The 23,862-nt window shown below is 35.5% G+C and carries 25 protein-coding genes; 10 read left to right on the plus strand and 15 right to left on the minus strand.

From position 1 onward, the window contains the following. Positions 1–253: 253 nt before the first annotated feature. From ACJ2A9_RS03095 to ACJ2A9_RS03130, 8 genes are all read right to left on the minus strand, one after another. Positions 254–1,183, minus strand: a complete 930-nt coding sequence (locus ACJ2A9_RS03095; protein ID WP_441420131.1) for a DMT family transporter — start codon at positions 1,181–1,183, stop codon at positions 254–256. A 102-nt stretch (positions 1,184–1,285) separates the two neighbouring features. After that, positions 1,286–2,119 carry a sugar phosphate isomerase/epimerase family protein gene (locus ACJ2A9_RS03100; protein ID WP_441420132.1) on the minus strand — a complete coding sequence of 278 codons (834 nt, stop codon included), beginning with the start codon at positions 2,117–2,119 and terminating at the stop codon, positions 1,286–1,288. A gap of 194 nt (positions 2,120–2,313) precedes the next feature. Continuing rightward, positions 2,314–2,826: an acyl-CoA thioesterase gene (locus tag ACJ2A9_RS03105; protein WP_441420393.1), complete on the minus strand. Its 513-nt coding sequence runs from the start codon at positions 2,824–2,826 to the stop codon at positions 2,314–2,316. A gap of 42 nt (positions 2,827–2,868) precedes the next feature. Continuing rightward, positions 2,869–3,492, minus strand: coding sequence for a YczE/YyaS/YitT family protein (locus tag ACJ2A9_RS03110; RefSeq protein ID WP_441420133.1), 624 nt, complete (start codon positions 3,490–3,492; stop codon positions 2,869–2,871). A 274-nt stretch (positions 3,493–3,766) separates the two neighbouring features. Next, positions 3,767–5,200, minus strand: a complete 1,434-nt coding sequence (locus ACJ2A9_RS03115) for an aldehyde dehydrogenase family protein (RefSeq protein WP_441420134.1) — start codon at positions 5,198–5,200, stop codon at positions 3,767–3,769. A 79-nt stretch (positions 5,201–5,279) separates the two neighbouring features. Next, positions 5,280–6,239: a hydroxymethylglutaryl-CoA lyase gene (locus tag ACJ2A9_RS03120; RefSeq protein ID WP_441420135.1), complete on the minus strand. Its 960-nt coding sequence runs from the start codon at positions 6,237–6,239 to the stop codon at positions 5,280–5,282. Positions 6,240–6,307: 68 nt separating this feature from the next. After that, on the minus strand, positions 6,308–8,068 hold the full coding sequence (locus tag ACJ2A9_RS03125) for a thiamine pyrophosphate-binding protein (RefSeq protein ID WP_441420136.1): 1,761 nt from the start codon (positions 8,066–8,068) through the stop codon (positions 6,308–6,310). Beyond that, positions 8,056–9,075, minus strand: a complete 1,020-nt coding sequence (locus ACJ2A9_RS03130; protein WP_441420137.1) for a zinc-dependent alcohol dehydrogenase — start codon at positions 9,073–9,075, stop codon at positions 8,056–8,058. Before ACJ2A9_RS03130 ends, ACJ2A9_RS03125 begins: the two co-directional genes overlap by 13 nt. A gap of 358 nt (positions 9,076–9,433) precedes the next feature. Here ACJ2A9_RS03130 and ACJ2A9_RS03135 point away from each other — a divergent pair, with 358 nt between their 5' ends. Continuing rightward, the gene (locus tag ACJ2A9_RS03135; protein WP_441420138.1) at positions 9,434–10,777 is read left to right on the plus strand and encodes a hypothetical protein; all 1,344 of its coding nucleotides are present in this window, start codon (positions 9,434–9,436) and stop codon (positions 10,775–10,777) included. A gap of 280 nt (positions 10,778–11,057) precedes the next feature. After that, positions 11,058–11,618 (plus strand): shikimate kinase, encoded by a 561-nt coding sequence (locus ACJ2A9_RS03140; protein WP_441420139.1) that lies wholly within the window; start codon positions 11,058–11,060, stop codon positions 11,616–11,618. Between the two features lie 72 nt (positions 11,619–11,690). On the opposite strand, the gene ACJ2A9_RS03145 is transcribed toward ACJ2A9_RS03140, so the two are convergent. The 7 genes from ACJ2A9_RS03145 to ACJ2A9_RS03175 form a co-directional block, all read right to left on the minus strand. After that, complete coding sequence (locus tag ACJ2A9_RS03145; protein ID WP_441420394.1) at positions 11,691–12,728, minus strand: zinc-dependent alcohol dehydrogenase family protein; 1,038 nt, start codon at positions 12,726–12,728, stop codon at positions 11,691–11,693. A 330-nt stretch (positions 12,729–13,058) separates the two neighbouring features. Beyond that, positions 13,059–14,066, minus strand: a complete 1,008-nt coding sequence (locus ACJ2A9_RS03150; RefSeq protein WP_441420140.1) for a LacI family DNA-binding transcriptional regulator — start codon at positions 14,064–14,066, stop codon at positions 13,059–13,061. Between the two features lie 154 nt (positions 14,067–14,220). Beyond that, on the minus strand, positions 14,221–15,489 hold the full coding sequence (locus ACJ2A9_RS03155; protein ID WP_441420141.1) for a TRAP transporter large permease: 1,269 nt from the start codon (positions 15,487–15,489) through the stop codon (positions 14,221–14,223). Positions 15,490–15,501: 12 nt separating this feature from the next. Next, positions 15,502–16,053 (minus strand): TRAP transporter small permease, encoded by a 552-nt coding sequence (locus ACJ2A9_RS03160; RefSeq protein ID WP_441420142.1) that lies wholly within the window; start codon positions 16,051–16,053, stop codon positions 15,502–15,504. A gap of 43 nt (positions 16,054–16,096) precedes the next feature. Further along, a complete protein-coding gene (locus tag ACJ2A9_RS03165) occupies positions 16,097–17,122 on the minus strand; it encodes a TRAP transporter substrate-binding protein (protein ID WP_441420143.1) in 1,026 nt (341 codons plus the stop codon). A 414-nt stretch (positions 17,123–17,536) separates the two neighbouring features. Further along, positions 17,537–18,571 (minus strand): TRAP transporter substrate-binding protein, encoded by a 1,035-nt coding sequence (locus ACJ2A9_RS03170; RefSeq protein WP_441420144.1) that lies wholly within the window; start codon positions 18,569–18,571, stop codon positions 17,537–17,539. A 462-nt stretch (positions 18,572–19,033) separates the two neighbouring features. Next, positions 19,034–19,363, minus strand: coding sequence for a hypothetical protein (locus ACJ2A9_RS03175; protein WP_441420145.1), 330 nt, complete (start codon positions 19,361–19,363; stop codon positions 19,034–19,036). Between the two features lie 331 nt (positions 19,364–19,694). Here ACJ2A9_RS03175 and ACJ2A9_RS03180 point away from each other — a divergent pair, with 331 nt between their 5' ends. From ACJ2A9_RS03180 to ACJ2A9_RS03215, 8 genes are all read left to right on the plus strand, one after another. Beyond that, complete coding sequence (locus tag ACJ2A9_RS03180; protein ID WP_441420146.1) at positions 19,695–19,916, plus strand: spore germination protein; 222 nt, start codon at positions 19,695–19,697, stop codon at positions 19,914–19,916. A 17-nt stretch (positions 19,917–19,933) separates the two neighbouring features. After that, positions 19,934–20,143: a spore germination protein GerPB gene (locus tag ACJ2A9_RS03185; RefSeq protein ID WP_441420147.1), complete on the plus strand. Its 210-nt coding sequence runs from the start codon at positions 19,934–19,936 to the stop codon at positions 20,141–20,143. Positions 20,144–20,173: 30 nt separating this feature from the next. Further along, positions 20,174–20,794 (plus strand): spore germination protein GerPC, encoded by a 621-nt coding sequence (gerPC, locus tag ACJ2A9_RS03190; protein WP_441420148.1) that lies wholly within the window; start codon positions 20,174–20,176, stop codon positions 20,792–20,794. Between the two features lie 7 nt (positions 20,795–20,801). Further along, a complete protein-coding gene (locus ACJ2A9_RS03195; RefSeq protein ID WP_441420149.1) occupies positions 20,802–20,975 on the plus strand; it encodes a spore gernimation protein GerPD in 174 nt (57 codons plus the stop codon). Between the two features lie 16 nt (positions 20,976–20,991). Continuing rightward, positions 20,992–21,372 carry a spore germination protein GerPE gene (locus ACJ2A9_RS03200; RefSeq protein WP_441420150.1) on the plus strand — a complete coding sequence of 127 codons (381 nt, stop codon included), beginning with the start codon at positions 20,992–20,994 and terminating at the stop codon, positions 21,370–21,372. Between the two features lie 76 nt (positions 21,373–21,448). Next, on the plus strand, positions 21,449–21,664 hold the full coding sequence (locus ACJ2A9_RS03205; RefSeq protein WP_441420151.1) for a spore germination protein: 216 nt from the start codon (positions 21,449–21,451) through the stop codon (positions 21,662–21,664). Between the two features lie 243 nt (positions 21,665–21,907). Beyond that, positions 21,908–22,294 carry a kinase-associated lipoprotein B gene (locus tag ACJ2A9_RS03210; protein WP_441420152.1) on the plus strand — a complete coding sequence of 129 codons (387 nt, stop codon included), beginning with the start codon at positions 21,908–21,910 and terminating at the stop codon, positions 22,292–22,294. A 91-nt stretch (positions 22,295–22,385) separates the two neighbouring features. Then, positions 22,386–23,711: a DUF2254 domain-containing protein gene (locus ACJ2A9_RS03215; protein WP_441420153.1), complete on the plus strand. Its 1,326-nt coding sequence runs from the start codon at positions 22,386–22,388 to the stop codon at positions 23,709–23,711. Positions 23,712–23,862 lie beyond the last annotated feature (151 nt).

Below are 23,862 nucleotides of genomic sequence, written 5' to 3' on the forward strand. Positions count from 1 at the left end.
GAGTTTTATTGCTCAACTCAGGCATCTCTTAAATAAAAACTAGTCTTCTTTTTAACTCATCAATTGTCCACCATTTACATCAATGATTGGTCCGGACATATAATTTGCATAGCTAGGGGCTAAAAAATAAAGCTGCACCTACCTGTTTCTTTATCAAGTTCTTCAATTCGAGCCCTTTTCACAAGAGAGCCTCTATTATTAATAAAAATATCAACCTTACTAAATCGTTCTTAATTTAGTAAACCACAGTCTCTTATACTTCCCTTTTTGATAATACCGCTTTATTTTTCTTCTGCCTTATTATCATTTCGAACGCCCCTGAGCCTAAGACTACCCCTGTAGCAATAAAGACAAATCCAATAAAATGAGAAACTAAAATGGCTTCGTTTAAAAATAACGCTGCACCTACTAAAGCAAAAAACGTATTTAAATTAAGAAATATCGAAGTTTCTGCTGGACCAACCTGCCTGATTGCAAAGTTATACAGCATATGACCGAGACCGGTCGTTAGTACAGTGAATAAGAAGGCCAGCCATACTAATGGTTGATCAATGGCAAGCGTTGCTAATCCATTAGGTTCAATCACTAAGCTCGTAATAAAAAGAATAAAAGACCCAATAAGAAACATATAACCAGTTAATAAACCGGGATTCATCGTTTTCGATGCATGACTAATTAAAATAAAACTACAAGCCTGTGAGAGGATTGATAGAAAAATGTTAATATCTCCCACACTAACGGAACTCATTCCATTCCCGCCTGAAAGAATCGTAAAGCTAACCCCCAGACCACCAAAGATAAATCCAAGAGAACGTAAAAAGCTTGGTCTGTTCCGTAGAAAAATCATTGATAAAACTACGGTTAAGATCGGTCCCATTCCAAGTATTAAACCCGCATTTGAAGCTGATGTTTTTGTTAATCCATCAGCTAAAAAATAATGATGAATCGCTACACTTAAAAGTGAACCACCGAAAATATATAACCACTCCGATTTCTTTGGTAAGCGTACTTTACCGAGAAAACCAAGGACGATAAAGACAAGAACTGAAGCGACAAAAATACGTAATGATGTAATCGTAATTGGCATATTATTTTCAACTAAGAATTTGATTACTGACACACTTAATCCCCAAACCATCATCACCCCAATGAGGATTAAATACATTTTTAGAGGTTTTTTCACTACTATCCCCCCTTTCACAATTGATACCACGAAAAAAATAAAGTGGGTAAATCCCACCTTACCTTTTTGAAAATTCAATTTTAAACTATATGAACAACTTACCTAAATACTTACTAATTCACGCCGGGGATTCGCCGCGAGATAATCTTTTGCTGTTTGTAAGCAACGACGTGCAAATTCTTCATATCCTAACTCTTCTGCTCGTTTAATATTCGGTAATTCTATTGAATATGGAATTTCCGGAATTCGATTCACGATACTAGCAATATCGATTCCCCCTTCACCAACATATAACCGTTCTTCACGAAGAATACGAGTCATCTCTTCTTTTGATGTTGGTATTTCGGCTGGTGCATCACATAAGTGGAAATACCGGAACCACTCACTTGGTACTGCATCAAGATCTTCTACCTTATCACCTGATCGATGAAAATGATGAGCATCAATCATGAGGCCAGCATTTTCACGATTTGCCGTACGAAGAACATCTAATGTACTTGCAAGGTCATTCACACTCGCAATCGGTACGAACTCTAGTTCAATTGTCAGTCCAAAAGGTTTGGCTAAATCACATAGTTCAGCAAAGCGCTCAATCGCATAATTACGATCACCTGTCCAAATACTACTTAAAACGTGACGTCCACCAAGTTCAGCTGCTACCTCAAAGGCCGGTAAATAACGTTTTGGATCAAGTCCATCATAGATACGAGCTAACTCAATATCGAGTAACTTAATACCAGTATCTGCAAGAGCTACTTTCGTTTGTCGCATCATTTCTTTGTTTTCCGCTAATGCATAATTAGGCTCACCAGGTAACCCCATATAAATCGGTCGTATGCTAACAAAATCATAGCCAGCTCTTGCAGCAATGTATGTAAGTTCAGGTGGTGTACAACCTAAGGCAGTAAGGTGTGCTAATGAGAATTGTTTCGTCATCGTCTCTCCTCCAATCGTATAATGAATTTTCCGCTATTATCCATGATTGTGTTATTTTTTTATTGATTGTTAATCAATTGCCTTTTTATTAGATCGATCTAATAAAATTGAAAAAAATATTATTAGATCGGTCTAATTTTATTGTAAAGTGAAGAAATAAGTATGTCAACCTATTTCAATACTTTAAGAAAATATTATTTCCAAGGATATTCAGTTGTTAAATAAGCTGCTAGCTCTTTACTCTTTCGCTTTCGCTCTTTCCTCATTTTCGCTCGTTCAGGAGCTGTTTCATGTAACTTTTTTTCCTCTTCTGTTTCCGGTATTACTTTTGGAACTGCTGTAGGCTTCTTATTTTTATCTAGTGCAACGAATGTTAATAATGCAGTTGCTGCAATTTTACGATCATTATTTAACAGGTTTTCGGCAATAATTTTTACGAAAACTTCCATAGATGAACTCCCCGTCCATGTAACATACGATTCAAAGCATACTGAATCTGTTTGTCTGATCGGATGTAAGAAATCCACTGAATCGGTTGATGCTGTGACACATTCTGTTCGACTATGACGGGCCGCAGAAATCGAGGCCACTTGATCGACATCACTCATTAATTTACCACCAAATAAAGTATTATGATTGTTTACATCATTTGGAAAAACGCGACTTGTTCGTATGACCCTTGATTCTTTACAAAACTTAGCTTCCATTATTTCCATTATTAATTCCCCCAACTCCGAAAATATTTTTTGTTATGCAGAAAGTGATGTCTTTTTTTCTTCCTTTATTAGTAGAATTCTAATATTCTTATTTGATATTTGAATGATCCGGCCTAATAATATTGCGGTGATTACCGTACCAATTCCTACTGGTCCTCCTAATAGAAATCCTAAAAGAACCGCAAATGATTCAATGATAATCCTTGCATTTGAAAAACTCCAACCAAATCGAGTATTCAATGCAACCATTAGCCCATCAATCGGAGTTTTTGGAAATTCTGCAATTAAATACAATCCTATTCCTACGCCAACTACAATCAATCCGATTGAAAAGATCAACCATTGAGTTATGATTGATGTTGTAAAGTCAATATTGATAAATACAACATATATCCAAAGGTCTAGAAACATACTTCTAATAATGATCGCAACAATTGAGCCTATTTGTGGAGCTTTTTGTTCTATAATACTCGTTAACATGACTACAATCGCTTGTGCAATGATTGACCATCCACCGATCGTTAACCCGAAATGTAAATTAAGTCCTACGGCAACTGTATCCCAAGGACCTGTACCAGCTTCTGACTTAATAATTAAACATATACCTAGCGCCGAAATCAATAGACCAACGATATATATTGTAATACGCTTTCCCACTGTTCCACCTTCTCACAGGAAAATTTTTATCTTAGATCGATCTACCCATTTCCTGAAATAATGATTACTATTTTACTAGAATCTTTTCTATTTTTCAATTATAAAAATTTAGTGAATAATTAGTTAATTACTGATAGACACTCTTTATTTGAACGAGGTAGTACAAACAAAACCGAGTTCAAAAGAACCCGGCTTCGATTGGTTTAGAATTTCTAGTGTTGTTTAGAGTTAGTATTATTTTTATCATTTACATATAAGATTAATAAGTTTTTTATTATTTTTCTAGTTCTGCATCATAGAACTCGCCGAATAATTCTTCATCAGACGGTTTGTCTTCTGGAATTGGACGAGATACCCATGTTGTGTTCATGTAATGCTTAAGATTTACGTTTTCAGAGATGATATTTCCACCCCAAGTACCGCAACCAAGACTTGATGTCATTGGCATACCGTTGTTAAATGCACCAGCGTTTGCTTTTGATTGTGGTTGACGCACCATAATACGGCTAACAGGTGCAGCTAAACCAAGACGGTGAATGTGATCATCATTGAATGAGTAGATACCGCAAGAGTGACCTTTTCCACCTACTTCATATACAGCACGCATCATATCTAGCGCATTTTCAAACTCACCTTCATATTTATATACAGCCATTAATGTTGTTAATTTCTCACGAGAGAATGGATGCTCTTTACCGATACCGTCACCTTTAACAACGATGAATTTACGATCTTCTGGAATTTCAAATCCAGCCGCTTTCGCTAATTGTTGTGGTGCAATCGCAACTGTATCAGCAAGACGGTGTCCTTCTGCATCCCACATTACAGCACGTAATTTAGCTTTTTCTTCTTCGGTAGCTAAGTAGCCACCAACGTTTTGTAGTTCTTCTAACATTGCATTGTATACTTGCTCACTAATGATTAAGTTCCCGTCAGCTGAACATCCTGAACCAAAGTCAGATGTTTTACTTAACATTGAGTTGTAAGCTGCTTCTTTCACGTCAGCTGTATCATCGATAATCATTGTTGAGTTACCTGCACCAACACCATACGCAGGAGTTCCAGAGCTGTACGCACTCTTAACCATTCCAGGACCGCCAGTAGCTAGAACCATATCAGCACGCGCCATAAGAGCTTTCGTCATTGGAATATTAACTTTTGTTAAACATTGTAAAAGATCAGCAGGTGCGCCTTCTCTCTCAAGAGCTTCACGCATAAGACGTACAGTTTCAAATGACGTATTTTTTGAACGTGGGTGTGGAGAGAAAATTACTGCATCACGAGCTTTAATTGCATAAATTGCTGTTCCGGCTGGCGTTAAGTCCGGATTTGTAGTAGGAACGATTGAACCAATAATTCCGACTGGTTTCGCATATTTTACAAGACCTTTTTCAATGTCTTCTTCAATAATACCTACACTCTTTTGACGAAGAGCATCACGTAGAACACCACGGATTTTAAAACGTTTACCCATACGACTCACTGGATCCCCAAGACCACTTTCCGCAATTCCTTCATCTACTAAACGTTCGAATGTCTTTTTATTTGATACAGCCCACGCAACAGCTTGACAAAGACGATCTAATTTTTCTTGGCTATAATTTTCGATTTCTTTCATTGCTTTAGCCGCCTTTTCAAACGCTAAATCTAATTCTTGTTGTTGCTCTGCTGTTAATTCTTTTGGTTTTTGAGTAGTTGTTGCTGCCATTTTATCTAACCTCCAAAAATTAATAAAATTTATAGTAAACTAGAAACCTAATCTAGTAATATTAACTTTTAACTTTTAACTAGCTTTCAACCTTCTGCTGACTCTTCGGTTTCGCATGTAATTGTGAACAAGGACCGGCTTGAAGCATGTAGCTTCCGCCTTCTTGACCTAACTGCGCTTTCACTTCTTTAGCTACATCGATCAGAGCATCAAGGTTCAACCCTGTTTCAATTCCCATCTCATGTAACGTGTGAACTAAATCTTCGGTTGAAATATTTCCAGTTGCATTCGGAATATATGGACACCCACCAAGTCCAGCAATCGAACTGTCAAAATGAGTAATTCCTTGTTGCAGTCCTGCGATTGCATTCGCTAACGCCATGCCTCTTGTATTGTGAAGATGCATTGTGAAAAGGATAGTCGGGAAACGCTCCTTCAAATGACCCAGCATCTCATATACTTGTTTCGGATTACCTGCACCAGTTGTATCAGCAAGGGAAATTTCATGTACCCCCATATTCTGATAACGTTCAACAATTTGATCAAGACGCTCTTGCGGTACTTTCCCTTCAAATGGACAACCGAACGCCACAGAGATCGAACCGCCAACTTTAACGCCATGTTTCTCAGCTAATTCAATAATTGGCAAGAAACCGTTTTGTGCTTCTTCTGTTACACAGTTCGCATTTGAAATACTGTGTGAATCAGTTGCTGAAAGCATAAGCTTTAACTTCTTAATACCGGCATCAATCGCACGCTGCGCACCTTTTACATTCGGTACTAATGCACGCATTTTAATGTCAGTAAGATCTTGAACCGCAGTAACGACTTCATATGCATCCTTTAATTGCGGGATAGCTTTCGGATGTACAAATGAAGTGATTTCCAATGACTTTACACCAGTATTTGCTAACTTTCTAATGATCGCAATCTTTTCTTCAGTCGGAATCCATTCTTTGATTGATTGGAAGCCATCACGAGGTGCTACTTCGCAAATCTCAACTTTCTTAGGTAAAACAAATTCATTTGAGTTAGTCAAATTGATTCACTCCTTTATGGGAGAGAAGCCTGCTCTACAGAAGCTAGGCTTCCTCATAATTGATTACATTAGTTTGTTGATGCGTGGTGTACTTTCTTACCAGGTGAATAGATGTCCATGATGTTCCAGTGTCCTGCTGTTGGAACTGGGTTGTTCAGCATTGCAACATCGATTACTACTGGCTTGTTATCTTGGATTGCTTTTTCTAGTGCTGGCTTAAACTCTTCAGCTTTTGTGATTTTCACACCTTCAACACCATATGCTTTAGCAATGCTTGCAAAGTCAGGTGAATATGGCTCGCCATCCTTTTTAAATAATGTTCCTAATGTTGTACCATAGTGAGCTTTTTGAAGACCAGCAATTGTTCCGAATGCAAAATTGTTCATGATGACCCAAATAACAGGAATGTTTTCTTCTGCTGCTGTTGCAAGTACCGCTGGGTTTTGGCCAAAACCACCATCACCAACAAGTGATACAACAACACGTTCAGGTTGAGCAATTTTTGCCCCTAATGCTGCAGGTGCACCGAATCCCATTGTTGCATAGCCACCAGGAGTAAGGATTGAACCTGGAGTATAGATTGGGAACTGTTGTGCTACACCGTTTTTATTCCAACCAACATCAGTTGTGATGATCGCATCTTTTGGAAGTACTTCACGAACATCAGCTAAGATACGTTGCGGTTGCATTGGGAAGCAGTTGTCTTCCACAAATTGACGGTTGCTTTCTTTGAATTGAACACGATTTGTTAAAATTTCTTCTTTTAATTCATCGTTTTCCAGACCGTTTGGTACCATTTCTTTTGCGACACGGTTAAGCACTGTTAATGCTTGCTTAAGGTCAGCAACTACTCCTAATTCAACTGGATAGTTACGTCCAATTTCACTTGGATCAATATCGATTTGAATTAACTTTGTTTCAGGAACAGTGAACGTATATTCTTCTTCCCATGAACTATTGTCCGCTTCAGCAAAACGTGTTCCTAGTGCAAGGATATAGTCAGAAGCTTTTACTTTTTTATTAATAAATTCAGTTCCCCAGAATCCAGTCATACCAAGGACTAATGGATTCTCATCAGAAACTACACCTTTACCCATTAATGAATGAGCAACAGGAATACTTAAGTGATTCACAAGCTCTTTTAATTCTTCTGCTGCATCAGCAAGTACAACTCCGCCACCTACATAGAATAGTGGGTTTTTCGCGTCTAAAAGCGTTTGGATAATTGTCTTAGCAGTTTCATCATCAATTGATGGCTTGTAAAGACTTTTCGTATTATGCTTTTGTTTTTCGAATAATGCAGGATCAACTTCTTTTGAGAAAATATCCATTGGTACAGATACTAATACCGGTCCCGGATTTCCACTTTCAGCAAGTTGGAACGCTTTTTCAAGAATTTCCGGGAAAAGATCAGGACGTTCTACACGCCATGCACGTTTTACGAACGGCTTATACACTTCATATTGTGCCGCATCAGAGTGTAAGTTAATTTCTTGGTGCGGGTGCTTTCCATAATAGTGAGTTGGAATGTCACCTGCGATAACAACCATTGGAATTGAGTCAAGAGCCGCATTCGCTACACCAGTTGCTGCATTTGTTAAACCTGGTCCTAGATGGCTAAGTACAACAGCCGTTTCTTTTTTTGCACGTGCATAACCGTCAGCAATATGAGCTGCAATTTGTTCATGACGTGTATTAACAAATTTAATTTTGCTGTTTTCTAACGCTGTTAATACTGCGATATTTGTATGACCACACAAGCCAAAAATGTGGCTTACTCCTCTATCTTCAAGGTACTTCACTAATTGATGAGACACTAAATTTTGCATTCCTTATTGTCCTCCTTAAAATTCAAAATAATTTTTCCAAACTCACCTGAAACAGCATCCGCGTACGCTTTCTGGTAATCTGTGAAATGGTACGTGTTTGAGATAATAGGTTCAACCTTAAAGTTATCTTGTAATAAATACTCGATACTCTTCGTGAAATCTTCAGGGAAGTTATAAATAATCGATCCAAAAATTGTAATCTCTTTTCTTACTATTTGGATAACTGGGAAGTTTGCTTCCGGTGTGATTCCTACTAACACTAATGAACCACCTGGTTTTACGATTTCAACTGCCTGTTCTACCGAAGCTTTTGCACCTGCTGCTTCAATAACAACATCAAAAGTTTCGTCTTGTATTTCATGAGGTAGTATAGTGCGAATATCACCAACACTGCACACCTTTTTGAATTTCTTTTCATTAATATCTACTGCAGTGATGTTTGCTCCCAAGTAGTTTGCAAGAGTAATTGCTAACATTCCTTCAGTACCGCAGCCAATAATCGCAACAGATGTGTCTTTTGTAATCGTTACTTTTTGCAATGCATGAACAATTACAGCAAATGGTTCGATTAATACTGCTCTTTCACTTGATAATTCATCAGGTACTGGTAATACATACTTGGAGGAAATTGTAAATTCTTCCGCGAAACCTCCATCTGCATTTACTCCTAATGATTCTTTGTGTTTACAAATGTTGGGCTTCCCACCAAGGCAATACTCGCATTCTCCACAAAATGAGTTGGGAGCGATGACAACCCTTTTACCTAGCTCCAGATCTACATCTTTACCGACTCCAATCACTTCACCAACGAGTTCATGGCCAGGACGGACTGGGTATGTAGCATGTGCGATTTTTCCTTTAAACACACTAACATCAGATCCGCAAATACCGCCGTAGATTAATTTAATTTTCACTTCGTCATCATTAAGAGAAGATACTGAAGGAAATTCTCTTAGTTCTAAGTCACTCGGATTTTTTAAATATAACCCTAACATAAAATTCTTCACCGCCAGTCTCTAGTTCTTTAACAAATATTATTTCGAACCTCAATATTAGATCGATCTAATATTGAGTAAATTTTTTTGTTACATTCATTAGATCGATCTAACAAGATCATTAGAAAAAGGAAAGGGGATTATTTACCTTTTGTTAGATCGATCTAATTTTGTAACAAAAATCATCAATTCATACTTGTATTATAATATTGTTTCTACTAAAAAAACAAGTATTTTTTATATTTTTATAAAAATTTCTGATGAAATAGTTTCTAGTAAGCGCTACCACCATGTTACAATAAGTTTTATATTTTCGCAATATATTTTCGGAGATTTTTTGATTGATCTATTGAGAGGTGAAAACTAAACTTTGTATATCTTTTCCTTACTAATTTTTCTATATGTTCTATCTCGGTTTATGCCTTATCCAATTATAAGTTACACAATTGGGATTTTATCATTTGCAGCTATTATATACTCTTTCCGTCGTTCTTATGGCTCGTACTTTGTATCCGGACTTTGTTTTTTCATTGCTGGCTTTATCCTTTTTATTTATAACAAAATTCCTATTTACACCTTTCTTTTATATTTTGAATCAATGCTTGGGGTGCTTTCCCTCTTCTTAGTACTTCCTTTTATTAATTCAATTATTCGAGTTGGTAAATATGACAAAAATTTAAGCTTATTATTACAACAAGGAATTACTAGTTTAAGTAAACTGTATCGCCGAAGCTTTCTAGTTTGTCACTTTCTCGCTTTATTTTTAAATATAGCAACGATCCCATTGCTTAAAAATTCTTTAATGAGAACGTTACAGCAATTGCCTACAAAGACGAGAGAAAAATTTTACACACAAAACCTTTTACGGGCTTATGCACTATGTCTTACGTGGAGTCCTCTAGAAATTATGGTCATAACATCGTTAGATCTGACGGACAACAATTATATTCAGTTATTTCCTTTCATCATCGGAACAACAATAGTACTTATTTTATCAGACTTGATTCTAGCAACGTTTAAGCACTCTCAAATTGATATTGTTATTGAAAGTAATACAGAAGTACCCTACAAAAGAGTCTATAATAAGATGATTCAAATGCTTTTTATGCTCTTTCTTTTCGTCACCCTTGTTACAATTGCTCAAAAAGTGTTACATCAAGGCTTTTTATTTTCAGTAGTTCTTTTACTTATCCCAGTCTCAGTTCTTTGGGCATTCTTTATTGGAAAACTAAAGCGATATATGACCTATACAATTCCACATTGGAAAGCAAGAACCCGGGGATTATCAAATTACTTTTTCATGTTTTTGAGTGCAGGTTTTTTTGTTGAGATGCTTTCCTTATCGGGGCTATTATCTTTTTTACAACTATATTTTAGTTCTATTTCAGATCAAACCTTGCTTTTCTTTTTCATGATTGCGCTTTACTTTTTACTTACTTCATTTATTGGGTTTCATCCATTAGTATCTCTAACTCTTTTAGCAGAGTTATTAAATCCGATATTAAGTAGTGTTTCTTCAATTTCATTAACTATTGTATTAATAGTCTCTAGCTTATCGACGGTTATGTACAGCCCATACAATTTATCAGTATCTATTTTAGCAGAACAGCTGAAAATCAACCCATACAAAATGGGAATGTGGAATTTACTGTTCGCCATTTATTATATGTTAATCGGTATTTCCATCGCTTACTTACTCACATTTTTCATATAGTGTCTAGTATGTATTTCTAGTTTCCGGTTAAATTCGGGCTCATTCACTTCAACCACGTAACCTTTCAGTACCTGAAAGGTGTGTGAAATATAAATTTCATGAGCCCGATTTCAACCGGAAACTAGAAATACACCTTTTGTAATTAAAAAACGTATGGTAACATATAGGTTAAAAGTTTTTAATTTTTCTAAAAATATATATTAGCTTTAGATTTTATTAAATTGTTTTCATTACAGCAAATACTATAACTATAAAATAATTGAGGAAAGAGTGCGTTTTTATGACCAAGAATGAAGCTTCACTTAGAGAAAAAAGTATTGTTTTTATTGGCTTTATGGGTGTTGGAAAAACAACAATCGGTGAATTGGTTGCCAAGAAATTATATCGAACATTCATAGATATCGATAAAGAAATTGAAAAAGAGTTTAATATGCCAATCCCAAAAATTTTTAAAACGATCGGTGAAAAACCCTTTCGGAAGCGGGAGAAAGAAATCATCACTGATTACTGCCAGCAAAAGTTAAAAATCATTTCCGTTGGTGGTGGCGCTTTTCTACAGAAGGATATTCGAGAAATCTGTTTGACAAATTGTATTGTATTTTTCTTGGACGTCTCTTGGGACTCTTGGAAGGATCGATTAGATATTTTAATTGATAGTCGTCCTGTTCTGCAAGGACGAACACTTGAAGAAATAGAGGAACTGTTTTATAAAAGACAAAACACATACTCTCTTCACAATTCTAAATTAACAACCGATGATTTGGAAGTTGAGGAAATAGCAAATTATATTACAGATTCATTAAAGTTAGCTTGGGAAATCTATGAACCAATAACAGACTAAAAAAATCTCCCTTAACGGGAGATTTTTTTATGTTGTTTATCAGACATATACCTAAAATTTTTCTCTCTAAAATTAGGTGGAGAGTATCACTTTAATTGCTTGTTCTTTTGCAGCATTTTCAAAAACATCATAGGCATGCATAACCTCATCAAGTGAAAAACGATGGGTAATTAATTTTTCTGGATGAATCTTTTCTGCTTCTACAGATTTAAGTAACATTGGCGTAGAATTTGTACTTACTAAACCGGTTGTTAATGTGATGTTTTGAATCCACAACTTTTCAATATGAAGCTCAACACTTTTTCCATGAACACCAATATTGGCGATATTGCCTCCAGGTGTCACGATTTCTTGACACATATTAAAAGTGGCTGGAATACCAACTGCTTCCATGGCTACATCTACACCTTGACCATTCGTAAGTTCCATTATATTCTGCACTGCTTGTCCATCTGAACTATTAATGACCTTCGTTGCCCCAAAAGTTTTTGAGATTTCCAGTCGATTATCATCTAAATCCACCATAATAATTTCTGCCGGGGAATAAAATTGAGCTGTTAGTAAAGCAGACAATCCTACTGGACCAGCACCAATAATCGCAATCGTATCCCCTGGTTTTACCTTTCCATTCAATACACCAATTTCCATCCCGGTTGGCAGGATGTCACTTAGCATAACCATTGCCTCTTCGTCCATACCATCTGGGATTGCATGAAGACTAGTATCTGCATAAGGGATTCGTGTATATTCTGCTTGTGTACCATCAATTGTATGACCTAAAATCCATCCTCCATCGGAACAATGAGCATACAGCCCCTTTTTACAATTAGGACATTTTCCACAGGACGTAATGCACGATATTAAAACGCGATCCCCTTTTTTGTAATTTTGTACACCATCTCCGACTTCTTCAATTATTCCTACACCTTCATGCCCGAGTATTCGACCTTCTGTAACGGTTGGAACATCGCCTTTAAGAATGTGTAAATCCGTACCACAGATTGTTGTTTTGACAATTTTGACAATTGCATCCGTCGATTTTTGAATCGTTGGCTTAGGCATATCTTTCCATTCTTTTTTCCCTGGGCCTTGATAAACGAGAGCTTTCATCTGGCTGACTTCAGTTGTTGACATCAAACGATCTTCCTCTTGTACTTTCATTGTGATCATCCCTTCTTAAAGAATAGTAATCAAACAAAAAAACGTAACAAATCGTTTTGTTATGACTGACGTGATGTCAATAAAACTAACTTAATGATGTCCGAAAACTCGTCCTACATAATCGTAATGATTGAACAAAACCTTTCATATCCTTACACATATAATTATAGAGGTTGTTTTCTTCCAACTACGCCAAATATTTGAACAAACATTTAATATTGTGTGAATTTTTATACTTACTTGCTTTCAAAAAAAAATCTCCCTTTACGGGAGATTTTTTTAAGTCGTTTTTCGCACCACAAGCTCAGGCTGAATGATAATCCGATTTTGTTCACGTTCATTATCTTTAATTCGATGGTGTAATAAATTTGCAGCTTCTTCTCCAATCTTACGTGGAAATGAAGAAATTGTTGTTAAGGGCGGGTTAAATAATGATGCTTCTGGAATATTATCAAAACCTACTACAGCCATTTCCTCTCCAGGGTTAATTCCTGCCGCTCTTAATCCTTGCATTACCCCATTGGCAACAAAGTCATTAAAGCAGAAAATCGCCGTTGGTGGATTTGGATGATCGACCACATGCTGGGCCCGTTCTAATCCACCCTCTCTTGTTACTGAACTTTCAAAAATCAGTGATTCATCAACGTCTAATCCAGCCTTTTCTAAAGCACTTACGTACCCTTGTCTACGTTCCTTCCAAGCAGAAGATCCAGCTGAACCGCCAAGAAAAGCAATACGACGATGGCCTTTCTCAATTAAATGTGTAACTGCCATTTCGGAACCTGCATTATAATCAATTCCTACATAATCACAATTAATCATCGCAAGCTCCCTAACGGCCGTAACAATCGGAATATCTAAATTTTTAATTCGTTCTACCGTTTCTTTAGAACTATCTGATACAGGACATAAGATTACCCCACCAACTCGATGCTCTAACATTGTTGAAAGCAGCCGCTCTTGTTTTGTATCCGAATCAAATGTTGTTCCTAGGAAGACAATATAGCCTGCCTTTTCTAATGCATGGTGTACCCCAATCAGTAATTCCGAGAAGAAAGGGTTTGCAATATCAGTAATAATTAATCCTACAGTAGAAGATGTCTGCGAACGCATATTAGCCGCAACCCGATCATAGACATACCCTAACTCGCGCATTGAGGCTAATACCTTTTCCCTTGTGGTATCAGCAATGTTAGGACTTCCTCGAACGATAAGTGAAGCAGTCGCACGAGAAACCCCTGCATGTTTAGCTACATCTAATAATGTGACACGTTTTTTTGCTTTCATAAAATACTCATCCCAATTTACGATTATTTGAATAGTATGATTTCCCAGCCGTACTAAACCATAGCTATATTATAGGTAGCAACTATTCTTATTGTCAATCCAATCATCCTTGTATGTTGTACATTGAAGTATTCCAACTTACCTTTATTCCCCTTTAAAGAAACAATAGAGAAAGTTGAGGAATAAAGACAATGAATAATAGAGTTATTAACATCGCCACAAAGAAAGGCATAATTGCTTTCGACAATGACTCAATTGAAAGCCCGGAAATACCCGAACCAACAAACAAGTTAACCCCTAATGGAGGTGTGATAAAACCAATTGCTAAGTTTACGACCATAATGATCCCAAAATGAATTGGGTCGTAACCAATATTTACGGCAATTGGAAGTAAAATCGGTGTAAGAATAATAATCGCCGCCAAGGTATCCATGAAACAACCGACAATTAATAGCAATACAGTAATTAATAAAATAATGATTAACGGATTTTCAGAGATGGACATCATAGCATTTGTTACTTGGAGCGGAATTTGTTCTACCGTTAGCAATCGTCCAAAAGCAGTTGCTGTACCAACAATGATAAGAACCGTTGCCGTTGTTAACGCAGAGTCAACAAATACTTTCGGTAAATCAACAATCTTTAATTCACGATATAATACCATTCCGGCAACTAATCCATACACTACTGCTACAACCGCTGCCTCTGTAGGAGTAAATACTCCACCATATATTCCACCTAATATAATGATTGGGACAAGAAGTGCCCATTTTGCATCCCAAGAAGCTGTTAAGATTTTCTTAATTGAAGTTTTTTCATCTGTACCGTGATAACCTTTTCTACGTGAATAAATGTATGTCCAAACAATTAAGCCAAGCGCTACGATAATCCCCGGAAGAATTCCAGCAATGAATAGATTTCCAATTGATACACTGCCTACTACACCGTAGATGACCATTGGAATACTTGGAGGAATGATTACTCCCAGTGAACCAGCAGCACAAACAACAGCAGTTGCAAATTTTTTATCATATCCTTGACGGACCATTGCCGGAATCATAATTCCACCAATAGCTGCTACAGTTGCTGGGCCTGACCCAGAAATCGCCGCAAAAAACATACACGTCAAAATCGTCGCAATTGCAAAACCCCCTGTTTTGTTACCAACGATTGAATTGGCAACGCGGAACAGGCGATCAGAGATTCCACCCTTCCCCATAATTTCTCCTGCTAAAATAAAAAACGGTACAGCCATTAACGGGAATGAGTCAATAGAAGTAACTAAACCTTGTGATAAAAATTCAAGTGGTAAAGAGCCGCTGTAAACAATAGTAACTAACGTCGCTACCCCTAAGGCGATACCAATTGGAACGCTCAGTAAAAGTAAAAGTGCAAAACTACCAAATAATACTGCTGCTGTCATTTTCTTTCCTCCCTATTTGTTACCTTTTTTACTGGCATTCTCATCGGCTAGTACATTTTCTTGTAATGTTTTTACTTCAAAGTACTCTTTACCAAATAACGTTCGCACTTGCTTAAACAGTTGTTGAATGATTCGGATGGCAGTTAGACCCATTCCAATCGGCGTTGCCATATATACCAGTCCCATTGGGATTTGTAATGCTGGTGATTGCTGGCCCCAAGTTAACAGTTTACTAGCAATTTCATATCCGTAAATGATAACAAAAATAGCAAAAGCCAAGAATATAAGGTTGGCAACGATATTCATTACTACTTTACCTTTATCTTTTAAGGCAAGCAGAACGAGGTCTACTTTAATATGACGTTGTTTCTTTACCCCATAGCTAATCCCTAAATACACTAGCCAAATAAAACAAAATCTTGCCAATTCTTCAGACCATGATAGTGATGCCCCCATTACATACCTCATAAATACTTGTAACGCAATAACAGCAACCATCACTACTGAAAAGATTATCATAAATAATTCTTCAAAATGATCATCCAGCCACTTTAATACGATCATAAATACAACCTCCTCTTAAACTACCAACAATGAAATGATTTACTTACTGCATCGTAGCCATTTTACTTTCATAACTTAACTGAATTTCTTCTATTAATTCATCTACAAATTCCTCACCAAGTTGAACTGAGTACTTTTCATAAATCGGTTGCACTTGATCAAAGAATCGTTGCTGTTCTTCTTCTGTCAATTCTGTAATCGTCATGCCTTCCGCACTTAAAAGTTCAAAAGCCAGCATATCCTCCTCTTGATTCAGTTTTCGTTGATATTCTTTTGCTTCCTCGGAAGCTTTCGTCATTATTTCTTTTTCATCCGCAGAAAGTGTATCCCAAAACTCAGCACTAATCATAAATACACTTGCATTATAGATGTGGTTTGTTTTAGTGATATAATTCTGCACTTCAAAGAAATTCGATGTTGTCACATTCCCGGCAGGGTTCTCTTGTCCATCAACAACCCCTTGTTGTAGGCCTGCAAACAATTCAGTAAAGGCCATCGGGGTGGGATTGGCACCTAACTGCCGCCAAATATCAATGTGGAGACTATTCTCTAATGTTCGTATTTTCAATCCTTTAAGGTCTTCAACTGAAGTTACCTCGCGAACATTATTCGTTAAATGTCGAAAGCCGTTTTCCCAATAATTTAAACCTACAACACCTTGATCGTTAAGATCATTTAAGATGTCTTGCCCCATCGGGCCATCTAAAAATTCATAAGCGACTTCAACGTTTGGAAATAGAAATGGCAAATCAAAAACACTAAACCGCTCGGCAAATTGGGCAACTGGACCTGTTGAAATCGTTGTTCCCTCTATAAATCCAAGCTGTAACCCTTCGAATACTTCACGGTCACCACCTAGAACACCATTTGGATACACTTGTATTTTTATAGAACCATTTGTTTCTTTTTCTACAATTTCTGCAAATTTATATAGACCTTGTGTTAGCGATCTTTCCTCTGGAGTTGCAACAGCTAATCTCATTAGTTTCTCGTTGTCATTGCTTGAAAATTGTCCTGAGCATGCAGTTAGAAATAAAATGCTCAACATTAACCATAATCTTTTTTTCATTTTGAAACTCCTTTCACTACTCAAATGATCCTGATTTTAAATTCCTCCTCTCAAACAAACTGTAAATCTTCATCTAGCCATTACATGTCTAAAAAGTCAGAATTCCCTAGATAAACGCTTTCAGAATTTCAATGATTTAGATCGATCTAAAAATCAAATCAAGAAATTCAATAGATCGATCTAAATTGCAAGTGTTTACCCTTTTATTTTAGATCGATCTATTGAAATGAAATAAAATTTCATTTCTGCTTTCTTTTGTGTAGATGAAAAAAATGTCGATTTAACTCTAGATCTATCTTACAAAACTTTGTTACCATTTTCAATTATAGTTTTCTAGTTTTCATAATTTTTTATTTTTCCTAAATAATAAATACATCTCAAGGAAATCTAACTTTCCTTGAGATGTATAGCTAATTATTGACGTACCGCTTCTAAAATATTCGTAACAAATTCTTCACCAATTTTAGAAGAATATTTTTCATAGATCGGTTGAACTTTTTCTACAATTTTTTCCATTTCTTCAGGTGATAATTCTGTAATTGTCATACCAACTTCAGTTAAGAATTCAAATGCATCAATATCCTCTTGTTGATTTAACTCACGTTGGTAATCTCGCGCTTCATCAGCTGCTTCTTTAATCATTTGTTGTTCTTCTTCAGTAAGTGAGTTCCAGAATCCTTCACTAATCATGAAAACACTTGCATTATAAATATGATTTGTTTTCGTAATATATTTTTGTACTTCATAGAAATTTGTGGTTGTTACATTTCCGACTGGATTTTCTTGTCCATCAACAACACCTTGTTGTAACCCTGCAAATAATTCTGTGAATGCCATCGGAGTTGGATTGGCACCTAATTCACGCCACATATCAATATGCAATTCATTTTCTAATGTTCTAATTTTTAACCCTTTAATATCATCGATTGATTTAACTTCTTTCACATTATTAGTAAGATGTCTAAATCCATTTTCCCAATAGTTTAATCCTACAACACCCTGAGAATCTAAGTCACCAAGTAATTCTTCACCAAGAGGACCATCAAGAACTTCATATGCTACTTCTGCAGTTGGGAAAAGGAATGGCAAATCAAATACACTAAAACGCGGTGCAAATTGCGCAACTGGACCTGTTGAAATTGTCGTTGCTTCAATACTACCTAATTGTAACCCTTCAAATACTTCACGGTCTCCGCCTAAAACACCATTTGGATATACTTCTACTTTTACTGATCCTTCTGTTTTCTCTTCAACTATTTCAGCAAATTTGTATAATCCTTTTGTTAATGATCTTTCATCTGGTGTTGCCACTGCAAACTTCATTACTTTTTGACTGGCTATTGCTTCACCGTTAGAGTCCCCTTCAGATCCATTATTTGTCTCTTGTGAACCACATGCAGCAATAAATAGTAAACTAACAAATAACATAACTGCAAAAATCTTTTTCATTCATTAACACCCCTCTAATTTTATAATCTAGCTATTTTACCTAAATTTAGATAACGCTTTCAAAACCAACAAATGTGATAGTTTTTTTATTTCTAGCCTCCTTTTTCAAATTAATATTTATTAATTTAGATCGATCTAACAAAAACTATGAAAATAGATCGATCTAAATAGTTGCAGAAGTAATTAGATCTATTCCATTTATTGCATAGCACCTATTATTAGATCGATCTAAAAATAGGTGTAAAAGTTAATTTAATCGTTTACATTGCCTGTTATTTAAAAACATTTTACTATCTATAATGATTATATTACCTAATCCTCAGAAAGTTTTCAATATATTTTTTCTATTAAGATAAAAAGGAGGTACTAAAATACCCCCCTTTTAAATACTCAGTCGCATGTGTGGGTACCTCCACATTTATTGAACGGCTGTTGTATTTTCAATAAACTTATTTTTTAAGATTAATAGTTTTCTTGGATTTGTTTAATAACTTGATCATATGATTGATCATCATTCAATAAGTATGCCCGAATACATTTTGAAGACGCTGCATTTTTGTCTTGTTTAATCACTTTAATAAATTCTTCTGTTTTTACCTTGTATTCAATGACAATATTAAAACTATCCTGAACTAATGCCCTTCTCCACTCAATTTTTTCATAAATGATATTATGATTCGGTTTTAAATCGTGTATTACCTCCCTTGATTCTACAAGTTCCTTCACAAAATATTCCATTTTTTGCTTTCCTTGATCTTGGCCTGGTTTTACTACATTACTTTGAATAAACAACAGCCTTCATCCTTTCATTTTTAGATAATAATGATTTTAATAACCTACCTATACTCACCTCATTCTATGTAGCAGGTAAGTTAGATGGGAGGTACTAATCGGTATTATAGGGACTAGTATCTTCATAGTCAATACAACCGACAAAAGATTCTAATAAGTTGTATTATTCGAACTTTTTTGCCTGTTACCTAACATTTTTTCCTTTACCCAACTATCAGCTCGATAGTAAATACAGATCGATAACTTTTATTTAGAAATGGAATAATGATGAACACCTAGTGCGCAGTTACATATAATGAAAACAAGATTTTGTAAAAAAGGGTGTTTACCTATGCCTGCTATTGTTGGAGCGATTAAAGTAATAAGTATCGGCGCTAGTTCTGTTTTTAATGTAGGAGATGTGCTTAACATCTCACCAAATAGTACTGCAAAAACATTTGCAGGAGCCGGTTCTTTTAATACTGGCGATTGTTTACAAATTAGAAATGATCGTAATGTTACCAATGGGTACGATCAAGATGTTTTTGATCAGAATATCACAGGTACACTCTAGGCTAAGGAGCGTATATTATGAATTTCTTTATTGATCAAAGTATCGTTATTCATAATTTAAAGGTTGATGCTGTAACAAATTCATCAGTATTACAAATTGGGAGTGCTGGAATTATCAAAGCCTTATCAAATCTATACAATACAGGTGGTTTTACAGGACCAGCACCAGAAGCTACGCAACCTAGTCCACTTCCATTTGTACCACTGGTACCACCAACGGTGTCGTAGGGTTGAATGATTCGTAAGGAGGGATTTGTCATGTATTCGCATTATAATTATTCAAATCAACTAAAACAAATGAGTGATTACATGCACATGCAAAATGAGAGAATCAATCGACTTGAGCAACATGTTCAACAACTACAGCAAGAGTTACAATCGGTGAAACAAAATCAATCTTCACATAATATTGAAAAAGTTGAATATAAGTTTGATCAGTTAAAAGTGGAACGCCTTGAAGGAACCTTAAATATTGGCCTAAATCCTTACAATGGTTCTGATTCGATTGAAGATTTTTCAGTGAATCAAAAAGAACTAAATACTCCGCATGTCTCTAACCAACAACAACCACCACAATTATATGAACCAGTAAAACAGCAGATTGATCACTATTTACAACAGGATTGCCCGCAAATTTTAACGACCTATGAAACGAAATACAATTATTCATTAGAACCACCTTACCGTCAATTTATAATTGATGACGTCAAGAAACAAATTGACCATCGAATCCATTTTTACCTAAACCAAGTCAATACGGTCAATGCGAATCAGGATCAACTAAACAAAATTGAAAAAATGACTGTAAAAAAAGTAAAAGAGGATATCAATAAAACTTTTGATGAATTTTTGCGAAACTTACCTCGAAAGGAGAATTAATAAATAGATGAATTTTACTGTTGTAAATCGAAATATTTGTGTTGGTGACGTTCGAATTATTGGTGTCGGAAGTTCATCCGTTTTTCTTGTCGGTGATACAGATACCATTACTTTATCTTCTATCTTTGATACTCCCCCAGAATCATTAATCATCGGTCCATTTATTCCACTATCTACTTAATAAGGTGTGAAAAATAATGACAAAAAGAATTTCAAACGTAAAAAACATCAAAATTATTGACCTTTCCTTTAGTTCAATCTTTCAAGTCGGAGATTCAGTTCAATTAACGCCTCACTCAAATGCACTGGCAGTTCAACGAACGATATCAGAATTTTACGGGAATGAGGGGAATCTTCAACATTTTCCTTTATTTACAAGAAATATCCCTATTCCCATTATTGATGAACGTCTATCGATTCAGCGAAGAAATGAATGTTCATTTATTAATGTTAACAATGTAAAGATCATCACAACTAGCGGTTCTTCAGTTGTTCATATTGGTTCAACGAAAAAGATTGATGCAGAAGCTCGAGTCAAGCATATTCGACAATTAGTAGATGATACTAGAACACAATAGTTTTTTAAAAGCGTAAACAACTTCGATATAAAAACATATAGTAATCTTGAACAAAAATTGAAAAAGGGTGTTTTCTATGCCTTCCATCGTTGGACCTTTTAAAGTGAATAGTAACAGCGGTGTCATGAACTTCGGTGATTCACTGAATATTTCTCCAAAAAGTAATGAAAAATCGGTATCTGGTTCGGGGGGAGGAAACACTGGAGATTTTATCATGACTAACAATGGTATAAATATTAACAATATGATTGATCCGGACATCATCGATCAACCAACAACGGCAACCAAATAATCTCTTGGATGACAGACACGTAAGATTTCTCGCGCGTCTGTCACCTTTTTGTTGGATAAAATTTAATCAATAGTACTATTCTATAAATAAAAGGTAATGTAGTAGGTACAATACAATCTTGAAATCTTCACTTAGTAAATTAAAGAGTATTACCGTTCTCTATCCTTCTTTATTTGACTTCTAGCTCCTTTAGTCACCATAATAATTATATAATTATTAAAATTGATTGGAGGATGAAGGTAAATGAATCAGGAATTAGAAATTGGACAAGTAGTAACTGGAGTTTACAAAACAGGAAAATACATAGGTGAGATTACATTAATTCGACCTGCACATTACGTCATCCGGGTTATGGCTGTATTAAAGCATCCGCAACAAGGAGACCTTCACAATCCTAAACAAGCTGATGTACCATTTTTTCACGAACGACGGGCGCTTGCCTACCGTGAACAAGTAAACATTCCTAAAACTCATATTAGAGTATTTAATGATCCTGTCCCTGATTATAAAGAGTCTTTAAAGATCGCATTAAAAAATGAGTATACGTTACTTGAAAAGGATGAAAGTAGCTGGGCACAAAAATCATTAGAGATGTTAAAAGCACTTGAAGCTGATTATTTTAAAAAATAAAGATCTATTATGCTATATGACACAACAAATAAATATTCGTTGTGTCATATCCCACTAACTTTTTCTATTTTTTGGGAGGTGTCTATCTCAATTGTCATTCTCAACCTTATTATTGCGGATGCGATCAAGTATATGGTATCTCCCTTCTTTGTATGGTTTTGCTGCTGTTGCTTTAGCCCTAACTAGTACAAGGTTTGATTCTTATATAGTGCATTATGAATCATTTCACCGAATGATCCCTACCTTCTTATTTGCTGATATTGATTTAGCACGAACGATTTTAAGCTCGATATCAGCTTCATTACTTACAATGACAACCATTACCTTTTCAACCATTCTCGTTGTCTTAACTACCTATTTATCGGAATTTTCACCAAGAACGTTACAAAACTTTATTATGGATCAAAGTACACAGCGAGTATTAGGAATTTTCGTTGGCGGTTTTATTTATTCTATTCTTTTATTATTGCTATTAAGGGAGGATGGTACGACTACAACGTTTATTGTCCCTTCCTTTGCAGTACTTTTTGCTATTATTTGTCTAATTGTATTTGTTTTCTTTATTCATCATGTTACAAAGTGGATACAAGTTAGCAGCCTTATTCATAATATTACTTTAACAACGATGAAAAAAATCGAGAGCGAACTAACAGATAGAAAAGAAGTGCATGAAGATGCACCATGGGAGGATTGGGAAAATGATGAAATCAAACACCTCCCTGCTAAAAAACTATGTGCAAGCAGCGCTGGCTATATCCAACATATCAATATAAATGGGATTGTAGAGCAAGCAACAAAGGACGATTGTATTGTTCGAATTGAGAAAAAAATAAGTGAATATGTTGATGAAGATACACCACTTCTCTCATTATGGGTACTAAGTGAACATGATGTTAAAGGTAATTATTTAAAATTTATATCCATTGGTCCAGAAATAACACCAATGGATGATATTGAATTCGGGCTTACAAAAATTGTAGAAATTGGTTTAAGAGCCCTATCTTCTGGAATTAATGATCCAAATACAGCAATCAATTGTATTGAAAATCTCGGAAAAATCTTAACAAAGTTAGGTAAGAAACAATTGCCAAGGTCTTTCCACAATGATTCGCAACGTAATTTACGTGTAATTCTAGATAAACCTGACTTCTCCGATTATTTGTATACGTGTTTTTATCAAATACGACAAAATGGGTTTCATGATATTTCAGTATTATCAGCTGGTATAAAAGCATTAACGTTAATCGCTGAAAATAATTCTCCTAAAATAAAAGAAATCATTTGGGAGTTTACTGAATATATTATTGAGGGTATTGACCGAACGAAATTACTCTCCTTAGACAAACGATATATTAATCACAAATTAGAAATCTTAGCGCATGCTACCGAACGTACTAAAAGCTTTAAACCGCTATGATTACAAGGAAACAGCAGTATAAAAATACTTGCTGTTTTTTTTGTGAAATCTCTCAGATCCTATTTTATTTAAAATAAATAATAAAATTTTTCAAAAAATTATTTACACTTCTACTTCACTCTAGTAAAATAACAAATATATTTTTTCGAAA

The sequence above is a fragment of the Anaerobacillus sp. MEB173 genome (assembly GCF_052119505.1).
In the GTDB taxonomy this organism is placed as follows: domain Bacteria; phylum Bacillota; class Bacilli; order Bacillales; family JBJMAU01; genus JBJMAU01.

What these genes read in the sequence shown, in the direction of transcription:
- ACJ2A9_RS03100 (WP_441420132.1), bottom strand. Translation starts at nt 2,119, where the DNA reads ATGACGAAACAATTCTCATTAGCACACCTTACTGCCTTAGGTTGTACA.
- ACJ2A9_RS03105 (WP_441420393.1), bottom strand. Translation starts at nt 2,826, where the DNA reads ATGGAAGCTAAGTTTTGTAAAGAATCAAGGGTCATACGAACAAGTCGC.
- ACJ2A9_RS03115 (WP_441420134.1), bottom strand. Translation starts at nt 5,200, where the DNA reads ATGGCAGCAACAACTACTCAAAAACCAAAAGAATTAACAGCAGAGCAA.
- ACJ2A9_RS03125 (WP_441420136.1), bottom strand. Translation starts at nt 8,068, where the DNA reads ATGCAAAATTTAGTGTCTCATCAATTAGTGAAGTACCTTGAAGATAGA.
- ACJ2A9_RS03140 (WP_441420139.1), top strand. Translation starts at nt 11,058, where the DNA reads ATGACCAAGAATGAAGCTTCACTTAGAGAAAAAAGTATTGTTTTTATT.
- ACJ2A9_RS03145 (WP_441420394.1), bottom strand. Translation starts at nt 12,728, where the DNA reads ATGAAAGCTCTCGTTTATCAAGGCCCAGGGAAAAAAGAATGGAAAGAT.
- ACJ2A9_RS03150 (WP_441420140.1), bottom strand. Translation starts at nt 14,066, where the DNA reads ATGAAAGCAAAAAAACGTGTCACATTATTAGATGTAGCTAAACATGCA.
- ACJ2A9_RS03155 (WP_441420141.1), bottom strand. Translation starts at nt 15,489, where the DNA reads ATGACAGCAGCAGTATTATTTGGTAGTTTTGCACTTTTACTTTTACTG.
- ACJ2A9_RS03160 (WP_441420142.1), bottom strand. Translation starts at nt 16,053, where the DNA reads ATGATCGTATTAAAGTGGCTGGATGATCATTTTGAAGAATTATTTATG.
- ACJ2A9_RS03165 (WP_441420143.1), bottom strand. Translation starts at nt 17,122, where the DNA reads ATGAAAAAAAGATTATGGTTAATGTTGAGCATTTTATTTCTAACTGCA.
- ACJ2A9_RS03170 (WP_441420144.1), bottom strand. Translation starts at nt 18,571, where the DNA reads ATGAAAAAGATTTTTGCAGTTATGTTATTTGTTAGTTTACTATTTATT.
- ACJ2A9_RS03180 (WP_441420146.1), top strand. Translation starts at nt 19,695, where the DNA reads ATGCCTGCTATTGTTGGAGCGATTAAAGTAATAAGTATCGGCGCTAGT.
- ACJ2A9_RS03185 (WP_441420147.1), top strand. Translation starts at nt 19,934, where the DNA reads ATGAATTTCTTTATTGATCAAAGTATCGTTATTCATAATTTAAAGGTT.
- gerPC (WP_441420148.1), top strand. Translation starts at nt 20,174, where the DNA reads ATGTATTCGCATTATAATTATTCAAATCAACTAAAACAAATGAGTGAT.
- ACJ2A9_RS03195 (WP_441420149.1), top strand. Translation starts at nt 20,802, where the DNA reads ATGAATTTTACTGTTGTAAATCGAAATATTTGTGTTGGTGACGTTCGA.
- ACJ2A9_RS03200 (WP_441420150.1), top strand. Translation starts at nt 20,992, where the DNA reads ATGACAAAAAGAATTTCAAACGTAAAAAACATCAAAATTATTGACCTT.
- ACJ2A9_RS03205 (WP_441420151.1), top strand. Translation starts at nt 21,449, where the DNA reads ATGCCTTCCATCGTTGGACCTTTTAAAGTGAATAGTAACAGCGGTGTC.
- ACJ2A9_RS03210 (WP_441420152.1), top strand. Translation starts at nt 21,908, where the DNA reads ATGAATCAGGAATTAGAAATTGGACAAGTAGTAACTGGAGTTTACAAA.